Source organism: Novosphingobium sediminis, from assembly GCF_007991615.1.
Lineage (GTDB): Bacteria > Pseudomonadota > Alphaproteobacteria > Sphingomonadales > Sphingomonadaceae > Novosphingobium > Novosphingobium sediminis.
Genome location: NZ_BJYR01000007.1, coordinates 155,249 through 182,163, shown reverse-complemented (window position 1 = coordinate 182,163; position 26,915 = coordinate 155,249). Strand labels below are relative to the sequence as shown.

Here is a 26,915-nt window from a genome sequence, read left to right as displayed (position 1 = left end):
GGGCTTGCAAGCGCCTCTCAGGTCAGGTCGCCGAGGCCTATGACCGTTCCGGCCTCTGCCGCCGCCATCGCCGCGCGGCGCAGGCGTTCGATTTCGAGGCGGGCGGGCGGGGCTTCCTCATCCGGCAGGGCGGCGAGGCTCTTTTCGTAGATCTCGCGGAAGTCGTCAGCGAATTCGGGGTGGGTGAGGATGAGGCCGTCGCCGCGCTCCATCCCCGCGAGGATCTTGGTGCCGACTTCGTAGGGATCCATGCCGGCCTCGAAGGCGCTGCCGAACTGTTCGAGTTCGCTGCGGTCGGCAGGGGCGAAGCCGCTGCCCGCAAATTCCGCGGGGCGCTTGAGGGCGGAATCCCACGCGTTGGTGCGGGTCAGCGCGGGGCAGCACAGCGAGCAGCCGATGCCGTGGGGCGCGAGATTGTAGCGCAGCGATTCGGTGAGGCCGCGCACGGCGAACTTGCTGGCGGTGTAGATCCCCGCCTGCGGACCGGGGAGGAACGCGGCCATGCTGGCGACGTTGACGACATGGCGGCGGCCGGTGGCGGCTTTCAGCTTGGGCAGGAAGCTGACGAGGCCATTGACCACGCCGCCGAAGTTGACGCCCATGATCCAGTCGTAATCGTCGTAGCTTGCTTCGTCGGTGGGGCCGAACACGCTGACGCCGGCATTGTTCACGAGGACATGGACGGCGCCGAAATGCGCCTCCACTTGCGCTGCGGCGTTGGCGAAGGCGGCGCGGTCGGTCACGTCGAGCTTCACGAACAGCGGTGCTTCGCGGCCTTTCTGCGCAAACCATGCGGCGGTCTGGGCGCGGTGATCTTCGTTGCGGTAACTCACCGCGAGGCGCAGGCCCGCATCGCTGAAGGCTTGGGCAATGCCGAGGCCGATGCCGGTGACGCCGCCGGTGATGAACGCGACTTGTCCGGCGAAGCTCATGCACTTGCCCCATCGGAGAGTCGCTTGCCCGCCGTTTCGGGCAGGCCGAAGGTGGCGATCACCGCGGCAAAGGCGACCATGATGAAGGGATACCAGAAGCCCGCCATGACGCTGCCGGTTGTCGCCACGATGGCCTGCACGATGAAGGGCATGAAGCCGGCGAAGATGCCGACACCGAAGTTGTAGCTGGTGGCGAGCGAGGAATAGCGGGTGCGGGCAGGGAATTGCTCGCACAGCCACGCGCCCAGCGGGCCGTAGGTGATGATGCCGGGAAGCCCGAGCACGACCATCGCGATGACGATGACGAGCAGGTTGCCGGCGGGTGGGGTGACCGGCTTGCTGCTGTAGCCCGCCGCGGCGAGCGCTGCGTCGAGGCTTTCCATCGCCGCAGGCTTGCCGCCGATGGTGACGGCGGGGGCCGAACCGGCGGGGGCATCAAGCTTGGTATAGGGCACGCCGGCGCGGGTCAGCGTATCGAGCACCTTGCCGCAGGCGCTGGTCTGCCCGTGCTGCGCAAAGGGATTGAACGTGCAATCGGCGCCGGAGACGACAACCGGATGTTCGCGCGCAGCCTGCGCCAGCGCCGGATTGGCGCGCTCGCCAAGGATGTGGAAGCCGGGGAACAGGACGATGAGGAACAGGAGGTAGCCCCCCATGACCACCGGCTTGCGCCCGACGAAATCGGACAGCCAGCCAGCGAGGACATTGCCGAATGCCATCACCCCCAGCACTCCGATCAGCAGTGTGCGCGTCAGCACCGGGTCCATATGGACCGAGACCTGCATGAAATTGAGCAGCTGGATCATGCCGACATAGCCGCAGATCGATTGCCCCACCGCGCCGCCGAACGTGACGGCGAGAAGGCGGCGCAGCTGTTTTGGCGTGGCGTAGGCTTCGCGCAGCGGCCTGCGGGCGAGTTCGCCGGCTTTCTGCATGGCGGCGAAGACCGGGCTTTCGGAGAGCTTGAGGCGCATCCAGATCGACACGGCAAGAAGGACGAGGCTGGAGATGAAGGGCAGGCGCCAGCCCCAGGCCAGCCACGCTTCCTCACCCACAAGGGTTTCGGTGCCGAGCACGACGAGGAGGCTGAGCGAGAAGCCCGCCGAGGCGCCGATCTGGATCCAGCCGGTGTAGAACCCGCGCTTCTTCACCGGCGCGTGTTCGGCCACATAGATCACCGCGCCGCCATATTCGCCGCCGACCGCAAGGCCCTGCAACGCGCGCAGCAGCACGAGGAGGATCGGTGCGGCGATGCCCCACTGCGAATAAGTGCCAAGCAGACCGATTGCGGTGGTGGCCAGGCCCATCAGGGTGATCGTGACGAGGAACGTGACCTTGCGGCCAAAGCGGTCTCCGAACGTGCCGAAGATCGCGGCGCCGAAGGGTCTTGCCGCAAAGCCTACGCCGAAGGTGGCTAGCGCAAGGAGGAAGCCCGCGGCGGGGCTGGAGCCGGGGAAGAACAGCTTGCCGAACAGCGGTGCGAGCGTGCCGTAGATGTAGAAATCATACCACTCGAACGCCGTGCCCGCTGCCGAAGCCGCGATGACAGTGCGGATTTCGGAGGCACTTGGCTCCCCTTTCGAATCCATTCTTCTCTCCCCTTTCGCGCAGCATGGCGCGGCGCGAGGCGATTGCCAATCGTTTCGAGATTAGTTAGCCTCACTTACAAATTTCCGGAGAACCGGAGTGGATGGGAGCTAGGTAAATGTCTGATCTGGAAGCGCGACTTGCCGCCCTTGAAAACCGCGTCAGCGAGTTGGAGGACCTCAACGCGATCCGCCGCCTGCAGTGGGCCTATGGCTATTACATCGACTATAACCGGCCCGAGGAAGTGGCCGGGCTGTTTGCCGAAGACGGGGCGGTGGTGTTCCTTTCGGGCGAATACCGCGGCCATGCCGGGATCATGCGGCTCTACGGCACATGGTTCCAGAACCTGTTCACCAAGGGCCAGCGCGGGCCGATCCGAGGCCTGCTGCTCGACCATTTCCAGCTGCAGGATGTAATCACCATCGCGCCCGACCGGCAGACCGCCAAGGCCCGCTTCCGCGGCATCCTTGCGGGCGGCTGGCACGACGAGGTGGTGGGCGACAAGCCCGAGCACATGCCGCAGCAATTCTGGGAATCGGGCATCTACGAGAACGACTACGTGCGCGAGAACGGCGTGTGGAAGATCAAGCGGCTCGATTACCTGATGCAGTGGCAGGGCGATTACGAGACCGGCTGGGCGCATACCGTCTCGCACCTGCAGCCAGCGGTGGTGTGCTATCCCGAGAACCCGCTGGGGCCGGACGTGATCCTGCCCGGCGACAACTACCGCCCGACCTGGCCGCACCGGCAGGAAGTGCCGATGAGCTTTGCCCATCCGGTGCTGGCGGAAGCGTTCCGGGTGGAGGCGTTCACGGGGCTTATGGAGCAGTAGGTTTCAGCCGGAGCGCTGAGCGTTTGCGGCAAGAAGCGAAGCCCCGTGTCAAGCACGGGGCGACGGTGGTATGCGAGGGCTGACCTAGCCCCCCGTCATCCGCGCCAGAATTGCCTGCGCCGCTGCGTGGAACACCGCGCGTTCCTTGGGGGTGAAGTCTGCAAACAGGTGGCCGCCGATCTTCGCCATCGCGGGGATGGTCTGGCGGAACAGGTCCATGCCCGCCGCGGTCAGGCGCACCGGCTTGCGGCGGCGGTTATTGGCATCGGGGGCCTGTTCGACGAGGCCGCGTTCGCTGAGCGCGGCGATCGCGCGGCTGACGTTCATCGGCGGCAGGCCCATGATGTCGGACAGTTCGTGCCCGGCGAGTTCGCCTTCACCGCCAAGCGCGAGGATGATCTTCAGGTCATTCTGGCTGAGGGCCATCGGCTCGGCCACGCCTTCGCGCATCGGGCGCGCGATGAACGTGCCGAGCTTGAGCAGATCGACGAGCAGTGCGGCATCCTCGCCGAGATCGAGTTCGGGGCGGGTGGACTGGATAGTGGCCATGGCGCGCTTATCGCGGTGCCGGAGGCCGAGGGCAAGAGGGGCTTGCCAAGGATAAATTAGTATGCCTTACTAACAAACGGTACAGTCGAAGGGTACCGGGCCTCGGAGAAGGCCATGCAAGGAGAGGGGATCACCCATGGCGAAGACATCCACGCAATCGTTGCGTCTTTTTTCCGCCGGCAGTGCGTTGGCACTCGCGCTCGGGATGGCGGTTCCGGCCATCGCGCAGCAGGCACCGCAGGCGCAGCCGCAGGACAGCGCGCAGGCGGCTGACGATACCGGCGGTATCAAGGAAATCGTCGTGACGGCGCAGTTCCGCTCGCAGAAGTTGCAGGATACGCCGCTTTCGATCACCGCGATCGATGCGAACCTGCTGGCCTCGCGCAACCAGACCGACCTTTCGCAGATCGCCGCGCAGGCGCCCAACGTGGTGCTCAATGCGCAGGGCGGTGCCTATGGTTCCTCGCTCGGCGCCTCGATCCGCGGCATCGGCCAGTTCGACTTCAACCCCGCCTATGAACCGGGCGTGGGCATGTACATCGACGATGTCTACTACGCGACGCTGACCGGCGGCATCTTCGATCTGCTCGATCTTGACCGCGTGGAAGTGCTGCGCGGGCCGCAGGGCACGCTGACGGGCCGCAACTCGATCGGCGGCGCGATCAAGCTGTTTTCCAAGAAGCCGACCGATGAAAACTCGGGCACGGTGGAAGCGGTTTACGGCAGCCGCCAGCGCGTCGATCTGCGCGGCAGCGCCAATTTCAAGCTGGCCGAGGGGCTCTATGGCCGCGTTTCGGGCGTCTACAAGCGGCAGAACGGTTATGTCGATCAACTCGATTACGGCTGCGTCTATCCGAACAACCCGCAGGGCATCGGTGCGCGGCCGAGCAGCGGGCAGGGCTGCCTGATCGACAAGCTGGGCGAGCGCAACTACGCGGGCGTGCGCGCTTCGCTGCGCTACAACCCGAACGACGCCATCGATTACATCGTGGCGGGTGACTATACCTACGAAGACCGCACCAACGCCGCCGAGGTCGTGACTTCGGTGAACCCGGCGCGGGTGAGCAGCACCTACCTGTGCGGCCGTTTCTGCACGTTCGCCAACTTCTACGCGCAGGGCAACACGCCGCCGCCGGGGCTTTCGATCCCCGGGCCGTGGGGCCAGGTGAAGGACGGGTACTACATGCCCAACCGCGTGAAGTTCACCGGCTGGGGCGTTTCGGGCAACGGCACGTTCAAGCTGGGTGACAACTTCAACATCCAGTCGATCACCGCCTACCGCGAATACCGCCAGAAGTGGGGCACCGACGACGACTTCACGCCGGACCTCAACGTGGTCGGCCAGGGTTACAACGACCTCAAGTTCTGGTTCTTCAGCCAGGAACTGCGCTTCAACGGCAAGATCGGCGACAAGATCGATTTCACCCTCGGCGGGTTCTATTCCGACCAGCGTTCGACCTACTTCACCCGGCAGGACATCCGCTACATCGCGCCGGGCCTGAACTTCCAGTTCACCGGCAACGATCCGGTGAATGCCGACAGCAAGGCGGTGTTCGGCACGGTGATCGCGCGGCCGGTGGACGGGCTGACGCTGACGGGCGGCCTGCGTTATACCAAGGAGCACAAGGACTATACCTTCGTGCGCCTCAACTATGACGGCTCGGTCTCGTACTTCCTTGGCGCGCTCAATGGCGTGAAGGCGGTCTATGACGGCAGCAAGGTCGATTGGCGCATTTCGGCGGACTATCGCTTCAGCCCGCAGATCCTGGCCTATGTGACCGTGGGCACCGGCTTCAAGGGCGGCGGCGTGACGGCGCGTCCGTTCGACGCTCCGCAGGCCTTGAACGGCAGCTTCGGCCCGGAAACGGTGACCGCCTATGAAGTGGGCCTCAAGACCGACCTGTTCGACCGCCGCCTGCGCGTGAACATCTCGGGCTTCTACAACGATTACAAGGATGTGCAGCTGCCTCTGATCAGCTGCGCCTCGCTGGGATCGAACGCGCCCTGCGGTGCACGCCAGAACGCGGGTGACGGCAAGATCAAGGGCGTGGAGCTTGAGGTTCAGGCCAATCCGATCGACGGCCTCGCGTTCGATGGTTCGGTCAGCTACCTCGACGGCGAATGGTCGCGCATCGATCCGCGGGTGGGCAATGCCGTGCTGCTGAGCGATCCCATCGCCACGCCGAAGTGGAAGTGGGCGTTCGGCGTGCAATACCGCGCCGAGCTGGGTTCGGCAGGTTCGATCACGCCGCGCTTCGACATGAGCTACTTCGGCCGCAACAACAATGGCCGCATCGCGGGCGGTGCGCCGATCGACTATGCGGCGGCCTATACGCTGGCCAATGCTCGCCTGACGTGGCGCAACAAGGGCGAAGATCTCTCGGTCTCGTTCGAAGTGCAGAACTTGTTCGACAAGTACTACAACCCCTACCGCTTTGCCGCGGTGCAGGCGTTCACCGGCACGATCTACAGCCAGGTGGGCCGTCCGCGCGAATGGGCGCTCACGGTGCAGAAGAAGTTCTGACTTTCAGCGCTTCCACGATTCTTGGGTCTGGTTCATGAGGGAGGAAGGGGTGGCCTATATGGGCCACCCCTTCTTGCATGTTGGCCTTGCTTCAATCGTAACAAATGGTAGGTTTAATCGTGAAGGCGCCGGATCGTGCGCTGCAGGGAGAGAGTACCATGCTGCCAGCCGGCGTTTCCATCGCGCATCCCGAGAAGCTGTTCATCGGCGGGGCATGGGTGCCGGCGCAGAGCGGGCGGCTGATCGAGCTGATCTCGCCCGATACCGAACAGGTGGTGGCGCTTGTCGCCGAGGCGGACGCAGCCGACATGGATGCGGCGGTGGCGGCGGCGCGCCATGCGTTCGATCACGGACCCTGGCCGAGCATGGCGCCGGCGGAGCGCATCGCTGCGTTTCGGCGGATGGTGGGGCATCTGCGCGCGCGGGTGGATGAACTGGCGCGGTGCTGGACGGCGCAGATGGGGGGCCTCGCCAGCTTTGCCGGGCCGATGCATGCCGGTTCGGTCGCGGTGCTCGAAGGGCTGGCCGCGATGGCCGAGGGCTTTGCGTTTGTCGAGCAGCGGCCGAGCATGGGCGCGGCGGCGGGGTTCGTCGCCTATGAGCCGGTGGGCGTGGTGGCGGCGATTGCGCCGTGGAACGGGCCGTTCGGGATCATGGCGAACAAGGTGGCCTATGCGCTGCTGGCGGGTTGCCCGGTGATCATGAAGCCTTCGCCCGAAACGCCGCTGGAGGCCTATATCATTGCCGAGGCGGCGGAGGCGGCAGGGCTGCCTGCGGGGGTGGTGGGCCTCGTGACGGGGCACCGCGAGGCGAGCGATCACCTTGTGTGCAATCCGGGCGTGGACAAGGTGAGCTTTACCGGATCGACCGTGGCGGGGCAGCGGATCGCGTCCGTCTGCGGGGAGCGGATCGCGCGCTGCACGTTGGAGCTGGGCGGCAAGTCTGCCGCATTGGTGCGCGATGATTTCCCTATCGAGATCGCCGCGAAGATGCTGGCTGGCACGATCACGATGATGAGCGGGCAGGTCTGCGCGATGCTGAGCCGGGTGATCGTGCCGCGCGCGCGGCATGATGAATTGGCCGAGGCGATTGCGGGAGAGATGCGGCAGGTGGTGATCGGGCATTCCGATGATCCGCGCACGCAATTGGGGCCGCTGGCGATGAAGCGGCAGCGGGACCGGGTGGAGATGTATATCGCCGAGGGGCGCAAGGTGGCGGACCTCGTCTGCGGCGGCGGGCGGCCGGCGCATCTGAACCGGGGTTATTTCATCGAGCCGACGCTGTTTGCCAATGTGCCGAATGACAGCCGCATCGCGCAGGAGGAGATCTTCGGGCCTGTCCTCAGCCTGATCCCGGCGGAGGACGAGGAGGACATGATCCGCATCGCCAATGATTCGCGCTTCGGCCTCAATGGCTCGGTGCTGACGCACGATGTGGATGCGGCGTATCGGATCGGGCGGCGGGTGCGAACGGGCGGGTTCGGGCAGAATGGCCTGCGGATGGATTTCGGGCTGCCTTATGGCGGGTTCAAGCAATCCGGCATCGGGCGAGAGGGTGGGCGCGAGGGGTTCATGGCCTATCTGGAGGTGAAGACCTTGCTGCTGGATGGGGTGCCGAGCGCGCTTTGATAGAACACCGTACAAGAACCTCTCCGTCGCCCCGTGCTTGACACGGGGCTTGGCTGTTCTTCTGGCGCGGCGCCAAACAAGAAAAGCCAAGGCCCGTGTCAAGCACGGGCCGACGAAAGCTGGTTTTGGCTAGCCCAGTTCGATGCAGCCGCCGTCTACGTAGAGATCGACGCCGTTGATGAAGCTGGCTTCCTTGCTGGCGAGGAAGAGGACGGCGCGGGCGACTTCTTCGGCTTCGCCCATGCGGCCCATGGGGACGACTCCGCCGAGCATGGCGCGGGTGGCGGCGATTTCCGTCTCGCTGGCGCCGCGCTTGAAGATTTCGGTCTCGGTCGGGCCGGGGCTGACCATGTTGACGCGGATCTGGCGGGGGAGGAGTTCCTTGCCGACGGTGCGGGCCATGGCGCGCAAGCCCGCCTTGGCCGAGGCATAAGCCACGTTGCCGGCAAGCGCGAGTTCGCTGCCGATCGAGCCGGTGATGACGATGGAACCGCCATCGCGCAGCAGCGGCAGCGCGTTCTGGATCGCGAAGAAAGCGCCGCGCAGGTTTACGTTGTGGATGCCGTCCCAGAACTCTTCGGTCACGTGCGGCATGGCGGCGAACCCGCCGACGCCGGCGTTGACGAAGAGGACGTCGATCCCGCCGAGGGTGTGTTCGATTTCAGTGAGCGCGGCCTTGGTCTGCTCGACATCGCCCATATCGCTGGCGATGCCGAGCGCGCCGAGTTCCTCGGCAGCGAGGGCAAGGGTTTCGCGGTTGCGGCCGGTGATCGCGAGCTTGGCGCCTTCGGCCGCGAACATGCGGGCGGCGGCGAGGCCGATGCCGGCATTGCCGCCGAGGATAACGACGCATTTGTCCTGGAAACGCATGGGGACCTCAGAACATCGTGTTGGTGTTGGCGGCGGTTTCGGGGACCGGGCTGATAACGTCCCAGTGCTCCATGACCTTGCAGCCTTTCACGCGGAAGATGTCCACCACCGCAAAGCCGCGCTGCTCGGCAGGCGTGCCGCTTTCCTGCCAGCCGTGGCTATGCGCGGCGACGAGGTTGCCGTCGGCGATGATGCGGTGGATCTGCGTGCGCTGGCCGGGATTGTCCTCGACGAATTTGGTGAGGAACTGGATCGCGGCTTCGCGGCCGGTCTGGGCATAGGGATTGTGCTGGATGTAGCCGGGATCGACCCACTTCTCGAACGAGGAACGCACCTTCTTCTCGATGTAGAATTCGTGGAGGAACTGGGTGACGACCTGCTTCGGCGTGAGCTTGCAGGTTTCTGCATGTGCTGCCGGGGCGGCGATGAGGGCGAGTGCGATGAGGGCTCGGCGCATCGGGTTTCCTCTCTCAGAACATCGAGTTGGGATTGACGGGATTGGCGGGCACGTCCTGCAGCACATCCCAGTGTTCGACGATCATGCCATGTTCGCAGCGAAAGATATCCACCACCGCGAGGCCGGGATCGCCGGGCCATCGCTCGACATGGGTATGGACGATGACATGGTCCCCATCGGCAAAGCTGCGGTGGATGGTCTGCTTCGCATCGGGGGATTCGACTTTCACGTGATCGAGAAAGGCTTTCAGCGCATCCCTGCCGGGCGGGGCGAGCATCGAGTGCTGAATGTAGCCGGGCGCAATGTAGCGATCGACCGCGGTGCTATCCATCGCGATGAGGACTTTGTGGTACATCTCGATCACGAGGTCGTGGTTGGCCTGTTCGGCGGCTGTCCGCGCCATCGACTCTCTCCCCTTTTATTCTAACATTTGATACGGTATGCCGGAAATCGAAGGGCGGTAAAGCCCTCATGGGAGAGATTATGGACCGCGCTGGTCTTTACGCCGCACTCGATCAATTCCTCGCCGCGCTGAATGCGGGCGACCACACCCGGCTGATCTGGGCTGCGGGCGCACATCACAGCGAAAACAACGTGATGCTGGAGATCGGCGACGGGGTTTGGGGCACGATCCAGCGGCTGGGGGACTATCAGCTGCGCTTTGCCGATGTGCGGACCGGGCAGGTCGGCTACTTCGGCACGGTGATCGAGGCGATCGAGGAATCCGCGTTCACGCTGCGGCTGAAGATCGACGACGACGGCGCGATTGCCGAATGCGAGATGCTGATCGTGCGGCAATCGGATAGCGGCATCAAGTTCGAGAACTGCCGCTATTGGGATAAGCCGATCCTGCACCGCGAAGTGGTGGCACCCGTGCCGCGCGCGGAGATGATCGCGCTGTCGAATGGTTATTTCGATACGCTGCAGCGGAATGACGGGACGATCCACACGAAGTTCCATCCTGATTGCAACCGCGTGGAAAACGGCGTGCAGACGACGCGCAATCCCGAGTTTGCCAAGATCGTGCCGGTTTCGGCGCTGGGCTGCGAGGAGCAGTTCCGCATGGGCAACTACCGCTATGACGATGACTTGCGCGCGCGGCGGTTTCCGCTGGTGGACGAGGAGCGGGGGCTGGTGCTGGCCTTCGGCTTCATCGATCATTCGGGGCGGATCGATGAGTACCAGCTGACTGATGGGCGCACGGTGAAGAGCCCGGTGCGGCGGCCGCACAGCTTCTACATTTCGGAGCTGTTCAAGATCGACTACGGGATGATCGAGCAGATCGAGGCGAACTTCATTACGGTGCCCTATCGGATGTCGAGCCCGTGGGATTCGCTGTGATGCGGGCGTGGGTGGAGAGGTTTGCGCGAGCATCCTTCGACAAGCTCAGGATGAGCGGGGTTGGGGGTAGGCCTCGGTTCGGCGCAGGTGTTGTGCGGGCATGCTTCGCCCTTCGACAAACTCAGGATGCGCTCAGCATGAGCGGGGTTGGGGGTGGGATCAGGTTTGGTGTTCAGCGGGTCTCCCAAGCCCCGCTCACCCTGAGCTTGTCGAAGGGTGCTGTCGCAGCGCTTGCGGCACTGGCGCTCGGCGCGGCGCCGCCGATGGTCGGCGCGGGTTCTGAGTGGACCAGCCCGGGCGGGGATGCGGGCAAGACGCATCATTCGGCGCTGACGGGGATCAACGCGAAGAACGTCGTCGCGCTGGGGCTGGCGTGGCAGGCGGAACTTGGCACTGCGCGGGGTATGGAAGCGACGCCGGTGATGGTCGGCGGGGTGCTCTATACCTCGGGCGTGGCGGGCCGCGCTTATGCGTTTGATGCGGCGACGGGCAAGCAGCTCTGGGCGTTCGAGCCGGATGTGGACATGCAGCTTAACCGGACGGCGTGCTGCGACATGGTCAACCGCGGGGTCGCGGTGGCGCGGGGCAAGGTCTATGTCGCGACGCTCGATGGCTGGCTCTATGCGCTGGATGCGAAGACCGGCGCAGTGGTCTGGAAGAGCGATTTCATCGAGGACCGCAAGAAGGGCGACAATTCGACCGGCGCGCCGGAGATCGCGGGCGACGTCGTCGTTATCGGCATGGGCGGCGCGGAATACGATGTGCGCGGCTATGTCACGGCGCTCGATCTGGAGACCGGCAAGCTGCGCTGGCGCTGGCACGTGGTGCCGAAGGATCCGGCGCTCGGGCCGCAGGAACGTCCGGAGTTGGAAGCAGCACTGAAGACCTGGGACCCGAAGAGTCGCTGGGATATCGGCGGCGGCGGGGCGCCGTGGGATGCGATCGTGTTTGATCCGGAGACCGGATACCTGCTCGTCGGCACCGGCAATGGCGGGCCTTATGCGACATCAAAGCGCAGTCCGGCGGGTGGGGATAATCTGTACCTTGGCAGCCTTGTGGCGCTTGATCCCAGGACGGGCCGCATGGTGTGGCACTATCAGGAGACGCCGGGGGACAACTGGGATTTCACCTCGACCCAGCCGCTGATCCTGACGCATCTGAAGGTGGATGGCGCAGATCGTTCGGTGATCCTCCATGCGCCCAAGAACGGCTTTCTCTATGTGATCGACCGGGGAACCGGGAAGCTGCTCAAGGCCAATCCGCTGGTGCGGATGAACTGGGCCAAGGGGATCGATCCCGCGACCGGGCGGCCGATCCTGACGCCCGAGGAGAGCGACTATACGGCAGGGCCGAAGATCGTGTTTCCGGCAACGCCGGGGGCGCGCAACTGGCATCCGGCTTCGTTCGATCCGGCGACGGGGCTCTATTATGCGGCGGTGCTCGATCTGGGGAACCTGATCTTCATGACGCCGGGGCAGAAGCCGCTGAAGGCGCGGGGGCTGAACAACGATGCGGCGCTGATCTTCACGACCGATGTGAAGGATGCGCTGGGCGCACTGCCGCCGCCGATGGCGGATGCGGTGCGTGCGCTGCCCGCCTATGCCGAGGCGCTGCGCGATCCGGGCAAGGCGCAGATCCGCGCGATCGAGCCGCTGACGGGCAAGACCGTGTGGGCGGCGGATACGGCGGGCTGGCAGGACCGCGCGGGCGTGCTGACGACGGCTTCGGGCTTGCTGATCCATGGCGACGTGGGCGGGCGGCTTTATGTGCGCGATGCGAAGACCGGCGCGGTGCTCAAGCGGATCGAGACGGGGACGCCGATCATGGCGGCGCCGATGACGTATCGGGTGAACGGGGTGCAGTATGTCGCGGTCATGGCCGGGTGGGGCGGGGGCGGGTTCCCGTTCGTGCCGCGCTATTCGGCGGCGTATGACCGGGGCAATCTCAATCGGCTGCTGGTGTTCAGGCTGGGCGGGGGCAAAGTGAAGCAGCCGCCGCTGCTGCCGCCGCTGGAAGTGGCGCCCGAGCCGCCCGCGCAGGCAGCCGGCGTGACGGCGGAGACGATTGCGCGGGGGCAGGGGCTGTTCTTCGGCAATTGCGCGATCTGCCATGCCAACCGGCACCGTTCGATCACGCCGGACCTTCGGCGGATGCAGCCGGGCACGCATGAGATGTTCAAGCAGATCGTGCTGGAAGGGGCGCTGGCGCCGGGCGGGATGCCGCGCTGGGATGATGTGCTTCTCCCCGGGGATGCGGATGCGATCCATGCCTATCTGATCGACCAGCAGGTCAAGACACGGGCGGATGAATTGGCGAAGCAGAAGGCGGGCAAGCCGTTGGATGGGCCGAGCCTGACGATCTTGAGCAATTATTGATGGGGGCTGTCCCCATACTTGAACCCGACTAACCCCGCTCATGCTGAGCTTGTCGAAGCATCAAACGCGGCGGTCGCGCCAGCACCCCCTTCGGCTGGCTGCTTGCAGCAGCCGCTCAGGACATGCTTCGACAAGCTCAGAGTGAGCGGGGTGGGGGATTGGGTTGGGAAAACTGGAGGCTGACATGGACTTTTCGACGCTCGACAATCCGCGGCTGGAGTTCGCGTTTGCCTGCACGCTGCGGTTCACGCGGGTGCAGATGGTGCCGGATGTGCCTTCGGGCGGGATGCGCAGCGCGGTTTATGTCGATGATGGCGAGTTCGAGGGGCCGCGGCTCAAAGGCAAAGCGGTGCCCAATTCAGGCGGGGACTATGCCTTCTTCCGGCCCGACGACACTGCCGTTTTCGACGCGCGCTACATGCTCGAGGTCGACGACGGCACGCTGATCTACATGCAGAACAAGGGGTTCCTCTGGGGGCGCGAGCCGGGGACGATGGACCGGTTGCGGCAGTGGGCCTTTGCCGGCGGCGCGCCGGTGCCGCACGCCGAATACTACCTGCGCGCGCAGCCGACGTTCGAGACGAGCAAGGGCCCGCACGACTGGCTGACGCGGCACGTGTTCATCGGCGTTGGCGAGCGGCGGCCCGATGGCAACCACGTGCGGTATTACGCGCTCACTTGACGGGCGGGAGCATTCGCGGCAGAACACTAACAATTGGTAGAATATAAGATCGGGAGAATTTGCCGGTGAAGCTGCACCTGCCGCCGCGCGTCAGCCCCAAGGCGTTCAATGCCATGCTCACGGCCTCTGCCGGGGTGGTGGGCAAGGACTGGGTCATGGCAAGCGATGCCGACCGCGATGCCTATTCCGATGTCTATGCGCCGGGTTCTGCCGAGGAATGGCCGGCGAGCGCCGCGATTGCGCCTGCCAGCGTGGAGGAAGTGCGCGCGATCGTGCGGCTGGCGAACGAGCACAAGACGCCGCTTTGGCCCGTCGCGCGGGGCAAGAACTTGGGATACGGGACGGCGGCACCGCGCCTTGCAGGCTCGATCGTGCTCGACCTCGGGCGGATGAACAAGATCCTCGAGCTCGATGCCAAGCTTGCCTACTGCGTGGTCGAGCCGGGGGTGGGCTTCTTCGATCTTTATGAGGCGGTGCAGCGCGAGAAGCTGCCGCTGTGGCTTTCGGTGCCCGGCAATGCCTGGGGCTCGGTGCTGGGCAATGCGCTGGAACACGGCATCGGCTATACGCCCTATGGCCTCCACGCGCGCAACTTGTGCGGGATCGAGGCGGTGCTGCCGGACGGCGATCTGGTGCGCACCGGCATGGGTGCGATGGCGGGCAACCCTTCGTGGCACCTGTTCCCGATGAGCTATGGCCCGACGTTCGACCTCGCGTTCTCGCAGTCCAACCTTGGCGTGGTAACCAAGGCGGGGCTGTGGATGCAGCCCGCGCCGGAAAGCTCGCTCGAACTGGTGTGGGATATTCCGCAGGCCGAAGATATCGGCTGGGTGATCGATACGATCGCGCCGCTCAAGATTTCCGGCCTGATCGACCAGAACGTGTTCATCCCGAGCTGGCTCGGCAAGATGGTGCTGAAAGGCCAGCGCAAGGATTTCTGGGACAAGCCTGGCGCGATCCCCGAATGGCGGGTGCAGGAACTGCTGAAGGAGCACAAGCTGGGCTACTGGCAGGTCGCGCTGCGGCTCTATGGCGAGGAAAGCGTGGTCAAGGCCAAGGCCGAGATCGTGAAGGCGGCGATGAAGCGCAACCTGCCCGCCGAGCCTGCTGAGCATTGGTGGCATCCGGGCGATTATATCCACGGTGTCGAGATCACGATGGGCATTCCCTCCGCCGTGCCACTGCAGATGAGCGACTGGATCGGCGGGCGCGGCGCGCACATGGGCTTTTCGCCGGTGGTCCCCGCGACGGGCAAGCACGTGCTCGATCAGATGGCGCGCGGGCGCAAGATCATCGCGGACTTCGACGTGGACTTCTACGCGAGCTTCACCATCGGCGGGCGCTTTGCCAACAACGTCAACATGCTGATGTACGACCGCGACAACGCCGAGGAAGTGGCGAAGATGCGCAAGCTGTTCGATGCGCTCATCAAGGAGACCGCGAAGGCGGGCTATGCCGAATACCGCACCCACCTTGGCTGGATGGACCCGGTGATGGATACCTTCGATTTCAACGATCATGCGCTGCGCCGGTTTGGTGAGAAGGTGAAGAACGCGCTCGATCCCAATGGCGTGATCGCGCCCGGCAAGCAGGGGATCTGGCCAGCGGCTTATGCCAATGCGCGTGGAGGGCAGGCCTGATGCGCGCTCTGCTGCTTGGTGCCGCTGCGCTGGTTGCCGCTACTGCCGCTGCTGCGCTCCCGCCGGGACCGCCGCCGGGGCCGCCGCCGCCGTATCAGATGCGGCCTGTGGCGCCTGGCGGTGACCGACTCTCGCCGACCACGGACGGCAAGACGGTGTTCGAGGTCCACTGCGGCTATTGCCATCTGCTCGGCGGGATGGGCTCCAATCTCCTCACCAAGCAGCGCATGATGATGGGCGAGACGCCGGACAAGGGCCTGCTGGCGAACCGCACCGACCTGACCGCCGATTACGTGAAGAGCGTAGTGCGCATGGGCAAGCAGGCGATGCCGGCGCAGACCAAGGTCGACATTACCGACGCCGAGCTTGAGGCGGTTGCCAAATATCTCGGGAAGGCCGGCTGATGCGGACGGATCGGCGCGGGGTGCTGAAAGGCGGGGCGCTGGCGGGTGTCGCGGCGGCGGTGCCCGTGGCCGCGCGGGCGGCGGAGGCTGCGGCGCTGGTCGTCCATGATAGCCGGCTTGCCGAATCCGCAAGCTTTGCAGGCGGCAAGGGCATCGACCTTGCGCGCGTTTCGCTGCGTGAAGCCCTTGCCTTGCTGGCGGGTGCGGAACGGATCGAGGGGCTGACGCGGTGGAGCGACTGGACCGTGCTGCGCGCCCTGCTTGAGGAACACGGGTTGCGGCGCACGGCCGAGACGCGCGTGGGTGCGCCGCTTTCGGGGCATGACGGACTGATGCGCTGGAGCATGGCGCTGCGCTGAGCGGCATTTTGCCCCTCAATACCATTTCTCCAAGTGAAACTTGAGTGCTCCGGAGCGTTTCGCGCCGCGCGTGGTCCGCGCTTAAACGGAAGGCGTTGCCTCTGCCTCTGCGGGCAGGGCTGCTTGCACCGCTGGACAAGCTGATTTAGTATGCAACACTAACAATCGGCGCTGGATCGACAGAGTCGGGAGAGAGCTTGCTGCCATGGCAACTTGCAGGATGACAGACTCCGCATGACCGGCACACTCGTGGCGGCTCGGCCCAGTTTTCTGGCAGTCCGAGCCATGGCCAAGACATCCATACCGCTTATGACTCGGGCACCCGGCCCGGACACCAACCGTTGGGGATAACAGCACAATGCGTGCCATCGACTATTTCGACCGAGGCCATGACCGCGATCCTTCGCGCCTTGCAATCATCGATACCGAAAGCGGCCTGAAGCTGACGTTTGCCGAGACCAAGGGGCTCTCCGAACGCATCGCCGCAGCGCTGCAGAAGGGCGGTTTCGAGAATCAGGACCTGCTCGGCCTTTATGGCCCAAACGACGGCATGCTGCTGGTGGTGGTGCTGGCGATGTGGCGCGCCAATGGCAAGTGGATCCCGGTCAACACCCGCAACGCGATCGAGGCCAATGCGGCCTACATCAATTACGTGCGGCTGAAGTGGATGGTCTATCACTCGTCTAAGGCGGACGAAGTGGAGCGGCTGAAGGAACTGTGCCCGACGCTCCAGCACTTCGTGTGCCTCGACAAGCGGATGGGCGATGATCCGAGCCTCGAGGAATTCATGGCGGGCGTCAGCGAGGCCGATTTCGTCGAGCCGGAGACCGACGCCTTCGGCAACCTGATGGACATGGTCGGCATCTTCCCGACCGGTGGCACGACCGGCCCTTCGAAGGGCGCTAACGTGACCAACCTTGGCTGGGGCACGATGATCGAGACCGCGGCGGACGGCATGGGCGGGCGGACGGACAATCCCGTCGCGCTGGTGTCCGCGCCGATCACGCACGCGGCGGGGCCGATTGCGCTTTCGACGCTGAGCCTTGGCGCGACGCAGGTGATCCTGCCGGGCTTTGACGCCGAGGACGTGCTGCGCACGATCGAGGAGTACAAGGTCACGCACATGTACCTGCCGCCGACGGCGATGTACCAGTGCCTCGCGAGCCCCAATATCGGCAAGCACGATTACTCCAGCCTCAAGATCTTCATCCTCGTCGGATCGCCGTGCAGCCCCGAAAAGCTGCGGCAGGCGGTGGAGATCTTCGGACCCGCCATGTGCCAGGCCTATGGGCAGGTGGAATGCCCGATGATCGTGGCGTGGTTCCCGCCCGAGGACGTGGCGCGCTTTGCCTATGAGGCGCCCGAAAAGCTGGCGGCCTGCGGCAAGCCGACGCGCTCGATCAAGGTCGCGCTGATGGACGATGACGGCAATCACGTGCCGCTGGGCGAGGCGGGCGAGATCTGCGTGCGCGGCGCGCTGGTGACGCATTCGTACTTCGAGAAGCCCGAAGAAACCGCCGAAATCCGCAAGTTCGGCTGGCACCACACCGGTGACGTCGGCAAGTTCGACAAGGACGGCTATCTTTATATCGTCGACCGCAAGAAGGACATGGTCGTCTCGGGCGGGTTCAACGTGTTCACCGCCGAAGTCGAGGCTGCCGTCACGGAGCTGGCGGCAGTGCGCGAGGCCTGCGTGTTCGGCATCCCGCACGAGAAGTGGGGCGAGCAGGTGCACGCCGTTGTCGTGGCAGATGGCATCACCGAGGCCGAGATCATTGCCTATACCAAGGAACGGCTCGGCGGGGTGAAGGCGCCCAAATCGGTGGAGTTCATCGACGCCATCCCACGCACCGCCGCAGGGAAGATGGACAAGAAGGAACTCCGCAAAAAGTACTGGGGCGATGCGCAGCGTATGGTGAATTGATCGCGGCTGGTTTAAGCATTCGATTAAGAGGAACCTGGGGTAGCCCGGGCACACAGGAGAGGCACGGAAGTATGCGCGTTTCGTTCGTTCGTAAGCTGGCCATGGCATCGGTTTTCGCGCTTGGCGTGGGGGCCGTGGCTGAGTCTGGCGCGATGGCCGGTGTGACCGAGGCGATGCTGCGCAATGTGCCGGCGGGCGAATGGCTGAGCTATGGCCGTGATTATGCCGAGCAACGCTATTCGCCGCTCACGCAGATCAACGAATACAACGTCGATCAGCTGGGCCTCGCCTGGTATTCCGACCTCGATACCGCGCGCGGGCAGGAAGCGACGCCGCTGGTGCACGACGGCGTGCTCTACGTTTCGACCGCGTGGTCGATGGTCAAGGCCTACGACGCCAAGACCGGCAAGCCGCTGTGGGCCTACGATCCCAAGGTGCCGCGCGAGACGCTGGTGCGCACCTGCTGCGATGCGGTAAACCGCGGCGTCGCGCTCTATGGCGACAAGGTGTTCGTGGCGGCGCTCGACGGGCGCCTCATCGCGCTCGACCAGAAGACGGGGAGCGTCATCTGGTCGAAGGTGACGGTGCCGGACCAGACCAACTACACCATCACCGGCGCGCCGCGCATCGTGAAGGGCCGCGTGCTGATCGGCGCGGCGGGTTCGGAATACAAGGCGCGCGGGTATATCGCCGCCTATGATCCGGAGAACGGCAAGGAAGTTTGGCGCTTCAACACGGTGCCGGGCAACCCCGCCAAGGGCTTTGGCGTGGAAGGCCTCAACAAGGCGGCGCATGAAGCCGCGGCCAAGACCTGGGGCAACAAGTGGTGGACCCTTGGCGGCGGCGGCACCGTGTGGGATTCGATCACATACGATCCGGAAACCAACCTCGTGCTGTTCGGCACCGGCAATGCAGAGCCTTGGAACCCTGCGGCGAACGGGCGTGAGGGCGACAGCCTCTACACCTCCTCGATCGTGGCGGTGAATGCCGATACCGGCCAGTATGCCTGGCACTTCCAGGAGACGCCGGAGGACCGCTGGGACTTTGACTCCGACCAGCAGATCACCATCGCTGATGTGAACATCAACGGCGAAAAGCGCCATGTGGCGATGCATGCGCCGAAGAACGGGCACGTCTATGTGCTCGATGTGAAGACCGGCAGGTTCCTTTCGGCGACGCCGTGGGTGCCGGTGAACTGGACGACGGGCATCGATCCCGAAACGGGCCGGCCGACGATCAATCCCGACGCCAAGTACGAAAAGACCGGCAAGCCCTTCATCAGCGCGCCGGGCGCGGTGGGCGCGCATAGCTGGCAGCCGCAGAGCTATAGCCCCAAGACCGGCTACCTCTATATCCCGACCAACGTGGCCGCGTTCCCCTATGCCGCTGCGGCGGGCTGGAAGCCGACCGACATCGGGTTCCAGACGGGTACGGACGGCGCGAAGGTCGCCATGCCCGCCGATCTCAAGATCCAGGCGCAGTTCAAGGCCGGGACCACCGGTCAGCTCGTGGCGTGGGACGTGGCCAACAAGAAGGCCGCGTGGACGGTTGATTATACCGGCCCGTCGAACGGCGGCGTGCTCTCGACCGCGGGCAACCTTGTGTTCCAGGGCACCGCTTCGGGCGACTTCAATGCCTATACCGCCAACAAGGGCGAAAAGCTGTGGTCGTTCCCGGCGCAGACCGGGATCATCGCCGCGCCGATGACGTATGCGGTGGACGGCGAGCAGTATGTCGCGATCATGGTCGGCTGGGGCGGCGTGTGGGATATCGCCACCGGCGTGCTGGCCAACAAGGCCGGTACGACCCGCAACATCAGCCGCCTGCTGGTGTTCAAGCTCGGCGCCAAGGGCCAGCTGCCTGCGCCGCCGCCGATGAACGAGATGGTGCTCGATCCGCCGGCGTTCACCGGAACAATGGCGCAAGTGACCAAGGGCGCTTCGCTCTATGGCCGCTATTGCTCGGTCTGCCACGGTGACGCGGCGGTTTCGGGCGGGCTGAACCCGGACCTGCGCCATTCGGGCGTGATCGGTTCGGCCGAAGCGCTGAAGGCGATCGTGCTGGGCGGCCAGCTCCATGAACTGGGCATGGTGTCGTTCAAGTCGGCGCTGAAGGCCCCTGATGCGGAAGCGATCCGCATGTACCTGATCAAGCGTGCCAACGAGGACAAGGCGCTGGCCTCGCGCTGATAAACTGCTATACGTTAGAACAATACTAGAGGACGGAGAGACTCATGAGCAAACTCTACCCCAATCTGATCGACGGCGAACTGGTGACCACGGCGACGTCGCTCGACGTGGTGAACCCGGCGAACGAGCAGGTGATCGGCCAGGTGCCGGCATGCGGCGCAGCCGAGCTTGACCGCGCCGTGGCGGCTGCCCGCCGCGCCTTCAAGACCTGGTCCAAGACCCCGGTCGATGATCGCCGCGCCGTGATCCAGAAGATGGCCGCCGCGATCGACGCCAACTTCGACGAGCTGTTCCGCCTCCTCACCGCCGAACAGGGCAAGCCGCACCAGCAGGCCCAGTTTGAAATCGGCGGCTGCTCGGCGATGATGAACGCGCAGTCGACCCTGACGCTCGAAGAGACGATCAACGAGGACAGCGATACCCGCCTAAGCCGCACGCGCCGCGTGCCGGTCGGTGTTGTCGGCGGCATCGTGCCGTGGAACTTCCCGCTGCTCATGGCGGTGCAGAAGATCGCCCCGGCGATCCTTTCGGGCTGCACCATCGTGCTCAAGCCCTCGCCGTTCACCCCGCTGACCACGCTGCGCTTTGGCGAGCTGATCAAGGACATCGTGCCGGCCGGCGTCGTCAACATCATCTCGGGCGAAGATGCCCTCGGCCCGATGATCACCGCGCACCCGGACATCGACAAGATCACCTTCACCGGCTCGACCGCGACCGGCAAGAAGATCATGGAAGGCGCCTCGAAGGACCTCAAGCGCATCACGCTCGAACTCGGCGGCAACGACGCCTCGATCGTGCTGCCCGATGCCGACGTGCAGAAGGTTGCCGAGCAGCTGTTCTGGTCGAGCTTCACCAACGCAGGCCAGATCTGCGTGGCGGCCAAGCGCATCTACATCCACGAGGACATCTACGACGAGCTGAGCGCGGCGATTGCCGAATACGCGAAGAACGTGAAGGTGGGTGACGGTTCGGAGCAGGGCACCGGTGTGGGCCCGATCCAGAACAAGAAGCAGTTCGACCGCGTGTGCGAACTGATCAAGGACGCCAAGGACAACGGCTACAAGTTCCTTGTCGGCGGCGATGTCGATCCTTCGGGCTCGGGCTACTACGTGCCGATCACCATCCTCGACAACCCGCCGGAAGATGCCCGCATCGTGGCGGAAGAGCAGTTCGGCCCGGTGATGCCGCTGATGAAGTTCTCGAGCGACGATGAAGTGATCGCGCGCGCGAACAACTCGGATTACGGCCTCGCCGGCGCAGTGTGGACCAAGGACACCGAGCGCGGCGTGAAGATCGCCGAGCAGCTCGAGACGGGTACGGTGTGGATCAACGAGTTCCTCCACCTCTCGCCCTTCGCGCCCTTCGGCGGCCACAAGCAGTCTGGCTTCGGCGCCGAATACGGCATCGAAGGCCTGAAGGAGTTCACCTACAGTCAGGTGATCACCGTCAAGAAGGACGCGCTCGTTTGAGCCATGTTTGAGTGACGTTGCGGCCCCGCCGACCCGGCGGTCGGCGGGGCCGTTTGTTTTAAGGACTACCCCGATGCCCATCGACATTGCGAAGATCAAAGCCATCGACGTGCATGTGCATGCCGAGGTTTCGTGCCACGATCCGGAAGATCCGGTGATGGGCAAGTTCTTCGATGCGGCGTCGGCCTATTTCAAGGCCCCGCGCGAACGGCCCAAGATGCCCGAGATCGTCGAGATCTACCGCGAGCAGCAGATCGCCTTCTGCATGTTCACCGTCGATGCCGAATGCGGCATGGGCGCCAAGCGGGTGTCGAACTATGAAGTCGCCGAGATGGCGCTCAAGAACGATGACATCTGTATCGCGTTTGCCTCGATCGATCCGCACAAGGGGAAGATGGGCGCGCGTGAGGCGCGCGATCTGATCGAGAACTATGGGGTCAAGGGCTTCAAGTTCCACGGTATTGCGCAGGATTGCCATCCAGCGGATCGCGTTGCCTATCCGATCTATGAAGTGATCGCGGAATACGGCCTGCCTGCCATTTTCCACACCGGCCATTCGGGCATGGGCACCGGCATGCGCGGCGGCGGCGGCATGCGGCTGAAGTATGGCCAGCCGATGCTGATCGACGATGTCGCGGTCGATTTCCCCGACATGAAGATCATTCTGGCCCACCCCTCGTGGCCGTGGGTGGACGAGAGCCTTTCGATGGCGCTGCACAAGGACAACGTGTTCATCGACCTTTCGGGCTGGAGCCCGAAGTACTTCGCGCCGCAGATCATCCAGTATGCCAACACGCAGCTGAAGAAGAAGATGCTGTTCGGCAGCGATTTTCCGCTGATCCACCCGCAGAAATGGATCGATGCCGCGCTCAAGGTTGGCTTCCGCGAAGACGTGCTGCCGGGGATCATGAAGGACAACGCGCTCACCGTTCTCGGCCTCGGCTGAGCGCGGACGATGGCCGATCCCGCCGATATTCGCGGCTGGCAACGGCTGGCGGGTGACGTGACCACCTCGGGGCGGATCGAGGAGGGCGATGTGGCCCGCCTTGCTGCGCTGGGGGTGAAGCAGGTCGTCAACCTCGCGCTCGACAGCCATCCCGATGCGCTGGCCGACGAGGGCGCGAAGCTGGCGGCGGCGGGGATCGGCTACACCCATATACCGGTGCCGTTCGATGCGCCGGACGAAGGGCACTTTGCAGCTTTCCGGGCTGCGCTGGGTGAAGCGGCGCGGCCGGTCCATGTCCATTGCATCATGAACTGGCGCGTTTCGGCGTTCTTCTATCGGCTTAACCGGGATGTGCTTGGGATGCCCGAAGAAGACGCCCGCGCGCTGATGGTGCAGCAATGGGAGCCTGACCGCAGCGACAAGCCGGAATGCGCGGTTTGGGCCGAGTTTATCGCGCCGAGGGCGGACTGATGGACTTTGCCGGACAGCATGTGGTGATTACCGGCGCTTCGACCGGGATCGGCGAGGCCACGGCAAGGCGCGTTGTGCGCGGCGGAGCGCGGGTGACGCTGATTGCGCGGCGCGGTGAACTGCTGGCGGACTTGTGTGCCGAACTGGGTGCTGGCGCTGGCTGGGCGGCAGCGGATGTTGGCCAGCAGGACCAGTTGATCGCGGCGCTCGATAGTGCAGTCGCGCAGCATGGGCCGATCGATGCGCTGTTCCTCAACGCGGGAACGGGCGGGACGTTTGCGCCGCTGGAGGCCTATTCGGACGAGAATTTCGCTTCGCTCATGGCGGTCAACATGCAGGCGCCGTTCTGGGCGGTGCGCCATGTGCTGCCGGCGATGAAGGCGCGCGGGCATGGGGCTATCCTGATTACCGGCAGCCTTGCTTCCGAACGGGGCATGGCGATGAACGTGGGCTATGTGATGAGCAAGCACGCGGTGCTCGGCCTTGCCCGCGCGGCGGCGCTGGAAGGGGCGGCGCATGGCGTGCGTGTCAATTGCCTCGTGCCCGGTTTCATCGCGACGCCGCTGCTCGAAGGCGTGCCGCCCGAACAGCTGACTTCGCTTGCCGCCAACGTGCCGCAGGGGCGGCTGGGCACATCCGAGGACGTGGCTGAAGTCGCGGCCTTCCTTCTTTCGCGGGCCGCCGCGCATGTCACCGGCCAGAGCTGGGCGGTGGACGGCGGCGTGCTGGGCACTCTGGCCATCAGGTAAGCCTATGACACTCAAGTATTATCATGCCGAACCGCTGGCGAACTCGCTCAAGTCCATGGCTCCGCTCAGGGAGAAGGGGCTGGCGTACGAGAGCGTCTATGTCGACCTCCACAAGTTCGAGCAGCACCAGCCGTGGTTCACCGCGATCAATCCGGAGGGGCAGGTGCCGGTGCTGGATCACGATGGCACGATCATCACGCACACCACGGTGATCAACGAGTATCTGGAAGACGTGTTTCCCGATGCGCAGCCCGCCGATGGCCCGCTGCGGCCGCGTGATCCGGCGGGGGCGGCGCGGATGCGCTATTGGAACAAGTTCGTCGACGAGCAGGTGATGAACTTCGTTTCGATGCACGGCTGGCACCGGATGGTCGGCGTGATTGCGCGGAATATCGAGAGCGGGGAGTTCGAGAAGTTGCTCGAGAATATCCCGCTGCCCGATCAGCGCAAGAAGTGGGCGACGGCGCGTTCGGGCTTTTCGGAGGCCGATCTTGCGCACGCGACGAGCAAGATCGAGTACGCGGTGGACAAGGTGGAGCGGCAACTGGCGGAAACGCCGTGGCTGGCGGGCGAGGCCTATACGCTGGCGGACATCAATTTCTATTCGCATTGCGGGATGATGGTGGAGCGGATGTTCCCTGAGATGGAGATTGCGAAGCGCGCGCCGCGCCTTGTCGATTGGCGCGAGCGGGTGACGGCGCGGCCGGGTATGGCGGCAGCGCTGAAGAGCGAGGACCGCACGGCGCCGGGCCTGCGCACCTGGTCGGGGCATGTGCGCTGATGGCCGGGTTCGTTCTGATCCATGGGTCTTGGCACGGCGGCTGGTGTTTCGATCCGGTTGCAGCATTGCTGCGCGCGCGGGGGCATACGGTTGTCACGCCGACACTGCCCGGCATGGGCGGCAGCGCCGAGGAACTGGCGGCGGTGACGCTGGGCGAGTGGGGCGAATTTGCTGCGCAGCATTGCCGCGATCTGAAGGCTGAGCTGGGCGGCGCGCCGGTCGTACTCGGCGGGCACTCGCGCGGCGGGCTGGTGGTCAGCACGGCGGCGGAGCGTGATCCGGCGGCCATGGATGCGCTTGTCTATATCTGCGCGATGATGCTTCCTTCGGGTGTCTCTCGAGCAGAGTTCAAGACGCTGGAAGAGCCCAATCCCGATTTCGACGCGATCATCAGCAAGGTGCATGATGGCGCGGCGACGGTCGTCGATCCGGCGCGGGCGCGGCCTGTCTTTGCGCAGCTTTCGCCGCCGGAACTGGTGGCGGGCGTGCTGCCGCGTCTGGTGGCGGAGCCGCATGGGCCGCGGTCTGAGCCGCTGCAATTGACGGCGGAGCGGTGGGGTTCGCGCCCTCGGACCTACGTGGAATGCACCGCGGACCGCACGATCCCGATTGCCAGCCAGCGCCGGATGCAGGCGATGAGCCCCGGCGCGCGGGTGGTGACGCTGGATGCCGATCACAGCCCCTATCTCTCGCGCCCGGTGGAATTGGCCGATGCGCTGGAGGGGGCAATTCCGGCCTGATGGAGACTCTGATGGGGGTTGGGAAATGCGCGAAGTGAGGCTGAGCCCGCAGGGCGATTTCGATAACGCGGCGCGGGAGTACGTGCACATCACCGCGCATCCGCTGACCGCCGCGATGGGGGCGGAGATCACTGGCGTGCGGCTTGGGCATGACCTTTCGGCAGAGGCCTTCGATGAAATCCGCGACGCGCTGTGGCGGCACAAGATGGTGTTCCTGCGCGATCAGCACCTTACCCATTCCGAGCACGAGGCGTTCAGCGCGCGGTTCGGGCCGTTCGCGGTCGATGCCTACACGCAAGGGGTGGAGGGGCACCGCAATGTCCACCCGCTGATCAAGGAAGCGGACACGAAGACCAAGGCGCTGTTCGGCAGTGGCTGGCACACGGATTCGCCGTTTCTCGATGAGCCGCCATCGGTGACGATCCTGCGCGCGGTGCAGGTGCCGCCCTACGGCGGGGATACGACCTGGGCCGATACGCAACTGGCATGGCGGATGCTGAGCCCCGCGATGCAGGCGATGCTGCGGCCGCTCAAGGTGCATATGTCGGCCGAGGCGAACGTGGCGACGCAGGAGCGGATCAGCGGCAAGCCGATGGCTTTTGCGAACGACGACCGGCGCACTTCGGCGCTGCAGGGCAATTTCCACCCGCTGGTGCGCACGCATCCCTTCACCGGACTGCCCTCGCTCTATGTGGACGAAGTCTATGCCGTGGGGATCGAGGGGATGACCGAGGCGGAGAGCCGCCCGATCCTCGACCTGCTGACGCGCCATATCACGCAGGCCGGATTTACCTGCCGCCTGCGCTGGGAGCCCGGCATGATCGCGATGTGGGACAACCGCGCCGCGCTGCATCTGGCGCCGAATGATTACGACGGGTTCCGGCGGGAGATGTACCGCACGACAATGGCGGGGGAGCGGCCGGAGTAGTTCTTCCAGCGGGGGCCCGCTGTTTGTTCAAGCGCCAGGTTTGCCCCAAGAAGCCTAACCCCGGATCAAGTCCGGGGTGACGAAGTGTGGTGGGGCGTGCTGGCCTCAATCCCCGAAGAAATTGAGTTCCAGCAGGACGTTGTTGGGATCGCTTACGAAAATCTGCCTGAGTCCGATGGAGGCCACGGTGTTGAGCTGGAAGGCGGTACCGAGCGATTCCACGCGGGTCATCAGTTCTTCGTAGCCCGAGCAGTTGAGCGCCACGTGGTGCACTGCGCCGGTCAGGGCGCCGGGTTCGACGTGGCGGTCGAAGGCGCGGGGGCAGTCTACCGAGTTGATGTGGATGATGGCCTTGCCGCCGGCGTCGTACATCCACTGCGCGGTTTGGGGTGTCAGCGGTGGCGGGGCGTTGCGGCGTTCGAGGTTCAGCAGCGCCTTGTAGAACTCGGCGGTTTCATCGAGCTTGTCGGTGATCACGTTGACGTGATCGAGCCAGTTGACCTGCATGGTTCGTTCTCCCGTGAACTGCTGGCGGCAG

25 protein-coding genes are annotated in these 26,915 nt (G+C 64.8%); 18 read left to right on the top strand and 7 right to left on the bottom strand.

Going from position 1 to position 26,915, the window contains the following annotated elements:
- Positions 1 to 17: 17 nt before the first annotated feature.
- Positions 18 to 932 (bottom strand): SDR family NAD(P)-dependent oxidoreductase, encoded by a 915-nt coding sequence (locus NSE01_RS05515; RefSeq protein WP_147158629.1) that lies wholly within the window; start codon positions 930 to 932, stop codon positions 18 to 20.
- Positions 929 to 2,521, bottom strand: coding sequence for an MFS transporter (locus NSE01_RS05510; RefSeq protein WP_147158628.1), 1,593 nt, complete (start codon positions 2,519 to 2,521; stop codon positions 929 to 931). Before NSE01_RS05510 ends, NSE01_RS05515 begins: the two co-directional genes overlap by 4 nt.
- Before the next feature lie 116 nt (positions 2,522 to 2,637).
- Here NSE01_RS05510 and NSE01_RS05505 point away from each other — a divergent pair, with 116 nt between their 5' ends.
- Complete coding sequence (locus NSE01_RS05505; RefSeq protein WP_147158627.1) at positions 2,638 to 3,351, top strand: nuclear transport factor 2 family protein; 714 nt, start codon at positions 2,638 to 2,640, stop codon at positions 3,349 to 3,351.
- Between the two features lie 84 nt (positions 3,352 to 3,435).
- On the opposite strand, the gene NSE01_RS05500 is transcribed toward NSE01_RS05505, so the two are convergent.
- On the bottom strand, positions 3,436 to 3,900 hold the full coding sequence (locus NSE01_RS05500; RefSeq protein WP_147158626.1) for a MarR family winged helix-turn-helix transcriptional regulator: 465 nt from the start codon (positions 3,898 to 3,900) through the stop codon (positions 3,436 to 3,438).
- A 136-nt stretch (positions 3,901 to 4,036) separates the two neighbouring features.
- Between NSE01_RS05500 and NSE01_RS05495 the strand changes: the two genes are divergently transcribed.
- Together NSE01_RS05495 and NSE01_RS05490 are read left to right on the top strand one after the other, a co-directional pair.
- The gene (locus tag NSE01_RS05495) at positions 4,037 to 6,424 is read left to right on the top strand and encodes a TonB-dependent receptor (RefSeq protein WP_147158625.1); all 2,388 of its coding nucleotides are present in this window, start codon (positions 4,037 to 4,039) and stop codon (positions 6,422 to 6,424) included.
- Between the two features lie 158 nt (positions 6,425 to 6,582).
- Positions 6,583 to 8,052 (top strand): aldehyde dehydrogenase, encoded by a 1,470-nt coding sequence (locus NSE01_RS05490; protein WP_147158624.1) that lies wholly within the window; start codon positions 6,583 to 6,585, stop codon positions 8,050 to 8,052.
- A 129-nt stretch (positions 8,053 to 8,181) separates the two neighbouring features.
- Here NSE01_RS05490 and NSE01_RS05485 read toward each other — a convergent pair whose 3' ends face one another.
- From NSE01_RS05485 to NSE01_RS05475, 3 genes are read right to left on the bottom strand one after another with little or no spacing between them, the layout of a single operon-like run.
- A complete protein-coding gene (locus NSE01_RS05485) occupies positions 8,182 to 8,922 on the bottom strand; it encodes an SDR family oxidoreductase (protein ID WP_147158623.1) in 741 nt (246 codons plus the stop codon).
- Between the two features lie 7 nt (positions 8,923 to 8,929).
- On the bottom strand, positions 8,930 to 9,379 hold the full coding sequence (locus NSE01_RS05480; protein WP_147158622.1) for a nuclear transport factor 2 family protein: 450 nt from the start codon (positions 9,377 to 9,379) through the stop codon (positions 8,930 to 8,932).
- 13 nt (positions 9,380 to 9,392) lie between these two features.
- Positions 9,393 to 9,782 (bottom strand): nuclear transport factor 2 family protein, encoded by a 390-nt coding sequence (locus NSE01_RS05475; RefSeq protein ID WP_147158621.1) that lies wholly within the window; start codon positions 9,780 to 9,782, stop codon positions 9,393 to 9,395.
- A gap of 80 nt (positions 9,783 to 9,862) precedes the next feature.
- On the opposite strand from NSE01_RS05475, the gene NSE01_RS05470 reads away from it, so the two are divergent.
- From NSE01_RS05470 to NSE01_RS05400, 15 genes are all read left to right on the top strand, one after another.
- A complete protein-coding gene (locus NSE01_RS05470; RefSeq protein ID WP_147158620.1) occupies positions 9,863 to 10,720 on the top strand; it encodes a DUF8021 domain-containing protein in 858 nt (285 codons plus the stop codon).
- 137 nt (positions 10,721 to 10,857) lie between these two features.
- Complete coding sequence (locus NSE01_RS05465; protein WP_174811999.1) at positions 10,858 to 13,095, top strand: PQQ-dependent dehydrogenase, methanol/ethanol family; 2,238 nt, start codon at positions 10,858 to 10,860, stop codon at positions 13,093 to 13,095.
- Positions 13,096 to 13,279: 184 nt separating this feature from the next.
- Positions 13,280 to 13,777 carry a DUF3237 domain-containing protein gene (locus tag NSE01_RS05460; RefSeq protein ID WP_147158619.1) on the top strand — a complete coding sequence of 166 codons (498 nt, stop codon included), beginning with the start codon at positions 13,280 to 13,282 and terminating at the stop codon, positions 13,775 to 13,777.
- Positions 13,778 to 13,842: 65 nt separating this feature from the next.
- Complete coding sequence (locus NSE01_RS05455) at positions 13,843 to 15,417, top strand: FAD-binding oxidoreductase (RefSeq protein ID WP_147158618.1); 1,575 nt, start codon at positions 13,843 to 13,845, stop codon at positions 15,415 to 15,417.
- A complete protein-coding gene (locus tag NSE01_RS05450) occupies positions 15,417 to 15,821 on the top strand; it encodes a c-type cytochrome (RefSeq protein WP_147158617.1) in 405 nt (134 codons plus the stop codon). Before NSE01_RS05455 ends, NSE01_RS05450 begins: the two co-directional genes overlap by 1 nt.
- Entirely contained in the window at positions 15,821 to 16,180 is a 360-nt protein-coding gene (locus NSE01_RS05445; protein ID WP_147158616.1) for a hypothetical protein, read from the top strand. The genes NSE01_RS05450 and NSE01_RS05445 overlap by 1 nt, the downstream gene beginning before the upstream one ends.
- A 358-nt stretch (positions 16,181 to 16,538) precedes the next feature.
- The gene (locus NSE01_RS05440; RefSeq protein WP_147158615.1) at positions 16,539 to 18,104 is read left to right on the top strand and encodes an AMP-binding protein; all 1,566 of its coding nucleotides are present in this window, start codon (positions 16,539 to 16,541) and stop codon (positions 18,102 to 18,104) included.
- A gap of 71 nt (positions 18,105 to 18,175) precedes the next feature.
- Positions 18,176 to 20,293: a PQQ-dependent dehydrogenase, methanol/ethanol family gene (locus NSE01_RS05435; RefSeq protein ID WP_147158614.1), complete on the top strand. Its 2,118-nt coding sequence runs from the start codon at positions 18,176 to 18,178 to the stop codon at positions 20,291 to 20,293.
- A 44-nt stretch (positions 20,294 to 20,337) separates the two neighbouring features.
- Positions 20,338 to 21,762 carry an aldehyde dehydrogenase family protein gene (locus NSE01_RS05430; protein WP_147158613.1) on the top strand — a complete coding sequence of 475 codons (1,425 nt, stop codon included), beginning with the start codon at positions 20,338 to 20,340 and terminating at the stop codon, positions 21,760 to 21,762.
- A 73-nt stretch (positions 21,763 to 21,835) separates the two neighbouring features.
- Positions 21,836 to 22,708 carry an amidohydrolase family protein gene (locus NSE01_RS05425; RefSeq protein WP_147158612.1) on the top strand — a complete coding sequence of 291 codons (873 nt, stop codon included), beginning with the start codon at positions 21,836 to 21,838 and terminating at the stop codon, positions 22,706 to 22,708.
- Positions 22,709 to 22,717: 9 nt separating this feature from the next.
- Positions 22,718 to 23,179 carry a protein tyrosine phosphatase family protein gene (locus NSE01_RS05420; protein WP_147158611.1) on the top strand — a complete coding sequence of 154 codons (462 nt, stop codon included), beginning with the start codon at positions 22,718 to 22,720 and terminating at the stop codon, positions 23,177 to 23,179.
- Positions 23,179 to 23,928 (top strand): SDR family NAD(P)-dependent oxidoreductase, encoded by a 750-nt coding sequence (locus NSE01_RS05415; RefSeq protein ID WP_147158610.1) that lies wholly within the window; start codon positions 23,179 to 23,181, stop codon positions 23,926 to 23,928. The genes NSE01_RS05420 and NSE01_RS05415 overlap by 1 nt, the downstream gene beginning before the upstream one ends.
- A 4-nt stretch (positions 23,929 to 23,932) precedes the next feature.
- Positions 23,933 to 24,709: a glutathione S-transferase family protein gene (locus NSE01_RS05410; protein WP_170233767.1), complete on the top strand. Its 777-nt coding sequence runs from the start codon at positions 23,933 to 23,935 to the stop codon at positions 24,707 to 24,709.
- Positions 24,709 to 25,449 (top strand): alpha/beta fold hydrolase, encoded by a 741-nt coding sequence (locus tag NSE01_RS05405; protein WP_147158608.1) that lies wholly within the window; start codon positions 24,709 to 24,711, stop codon positions 25,447 to 25,449. The genes NSE01_RS05410 and NSE01_RS05405 overlap by 1 nt, the downstream gene beginning before the upstream one ends.
- A 25-nt stretch (positions 25,450 to 25,474) precedes the next feature.
- On the top strand, positions 25,475 to 26,377 hold the full coding sequence (locus NSE01_RS05400) for a TauD/TfdA dioxygenase family protein (protein WP_170233766.1): 903 nt from the start codon (positions 25,475 to 25,477) through the stop codon (positions 26,375 to 26,377).
- A 105-nt stretch (positions 26,378 to 26,482) separates the two neighbouring features.
- On the opposite strand, the gene NSE01_RS05395 is transcribed toward NSE01_RS05400, so the two are convergent.
- The gene (locus tag NSE01_RS05395; protein WP_147158606.1) at positions 26,483 to 26,884 is read right to left on the bottom strand and encodes a VOC family protein; all 402 of its coding nucleotides are present in this window, start codon (positions 26,882 to 26,884) and stop codon (positions 26,483 to 26,485) included.
- Between the last annotated feature and the right edge of the window lie 31 nt (positions 26,885 to 26,915).

What these genes read in the sequence shown, in the direction of transcription:
- NSE01_RS05495 (WP_147158625.1), top strand. Translation starts at nt 4,037, where the DNA reads ATGGCGAAGACATCCACGCAATCGTTGCGTCTTTTTTCCGCCGGCAGT.
- NSE01_RS05500 (WP_147158626.1), bottom strand. Translation starts at nt 3,900, where the DNA reads ATGGCCACTATCCAGTCCACCCGCCCCGAACTCGATCTCGGCGAGGAT.
- NSE01_RS05475 (WP_147158621.1), bottom strand. Translation starts at nt 9,782, where the DNA reads ATGGCGCGGACAGCCGCCGAACAGGCCAACCACGACCTCGTGATCGAG.
- NSE01_RS05425 (WP_147158612.1), top strand. Translation starts at nt 21,836, where the DNA reads ATGCCCATCGACATTGCGAAGATCAAAGCCATCGACGTGCATGTGCAT.
- NSE01_RS05505 (WP_147158627.1), top strand. Translation starts at nt 2,638, where the DNA reads ATGTCTGATCTGGAAGCGCGACTTGCCGCCCTTGAAAACCGCGTCAGC.
- NSE01_RS05420 (WP_147158611.1), top strand. Translation starts at nt 22,718, where the DNA reads ATGGCCGATCCCGCCGATATTCGCGGCTGGCAACGGCTGGCGGGTGAC.
- NSE01_RS05440 (WP_147158615.1), top strand. Translation starts at nt 16,539, where the DNA reads ATGCGTGCCATCGACTATTTCGACCGAGGCCATGACCGCGATCCTTCG.
- NSE01_RS05430 (WP_147158613.1), top strand. Translation starts at nt 20,338, where the DNA reads ATGAGCAAACTCTACCCCAATCTGATCGACGGCGAACTGGTGACCACG.
- NSE01_RS05445 (WP_147158616.1), top strand. Translation starts at nt 15,821, where the DNA reads ATGCGGACGGATCGGCGCGGGGTGCTGAAAGGCGGGGCGCTGGCGGGT.
- NSE01_RS05480 (WP_147158622.1), bottom strand. Translation starts at nt 9,379, where the DNA reads ATGCGCCGAGCCCTCATCGCACTCGCCCTCATCGCCGCCCCGGCAGCA.
- NSE01_RS05465 (WP_174811999.1), top strand. Translation starts at nt 10,858, where the DNA reads ATGAGCGGGGTTGGGGGTGGGATCAGGTTTGGTGTTCAGCGGGTCTCC.
- NSE01_RS05470 (WP_147158620.1), top strand. Translation starts at nt 9,863, where the DNA reads ATGGACCGCGCTGGTCTTTACGCCGCACTCGATCAATTCCTCGCCGCG.
- NSE01_RS05395 (WP_147158606.1), bottom strand. Translation starts at nt 26,884, where the DNA reads ATGCAGGTCAACTGGCTCGATCACGTCAACGTGATCACCGACAAGCTC.
- NSE01_RS05405 (WP_147158608.1), top strand. Translation starts at nt 24,709, where the DNA reads ATGGCCGGGTTCGTTCTGATCCATGGGTCTTGGCACGGCGGCTGGTGT.
- NSE01_RS05510 (WP_147158628.1), bottom strand. Translation starts at nt 2,521, where the DNA reads ATGGATTCGAAAGGGGAGCCAAGTGCCTCCGAAATCCGCACTGTCATC.
- NSE01_RS05435 (WP_147158614.1), top strand. Translation starts at nt 18,176, where the DNA reads ATGCGCGTTTCGTTCGTTCGTAAGCTGGCCATGGCATCGGTTTTCGCG.
- NSE01_RS05515 (WP_147158629.1), bottom strand. Translation starts at nt 932, where the DNA reads ATGAGCTTCGCCGGACAAGTCGCGTTCATCACCGGCGGCGTCACCGGC.
- NSE01_RS05415 (WP_147158610.1), top strand. Translation starts at nt 23,179, where the DNA reads ATGGACTTTGCCGGACAGCATGTGGTGATTACCGGCGCTTCGACCGGG.
- NSE01_RS05450 (WP_147158617.1), top strand. Translation starts at nt 15,417, where the DNA reads ATGCGCGCTCTGCTGCTTGGTGCCGCTGCGCTGGTTGCCGCTACTGCC.
- NSE01_RS05490 (WP_147158624.1), top strand. Translation starts at nt 6,583, where the DNA reads ATGCTGCCAGCCGGCGTTTCCATCGCGCATCCCGAGAAGCTGTTCATC.
- NSE01_RS05410 (WP_170233767.1), top strand. Translation starts at nt 23,933, where the DNA reads ATGACACTCAAGTATTATCATGCCGAACCGCTGGCGAACTCGCTCAAG.
- NSE01_RS05485 (WP_147158623.1), bottom strand. Translation starts at nt 8,922, where the DNA reads ATGCGTTTCCAGGACAAATGCGTCGTTATCCTCGGCGGCAATGCCGGC.
- NSE01_RS05460 (WP_147158619.1), top strand. Translation starts at nt 13,280, where the DNA reads ATGGACTTTTCGACGCTCGACAATCCGCGGCTGGAGTTCGCGTTTGCC.
- NSE01_RS05400 (WP_170233766.1), top strand. Translation starts at nt 25,475, where the DNA reads ATGCGCGAAGTGAGGCTGAGCCCGCAGGGCGATTTCGATAACGCGGCG.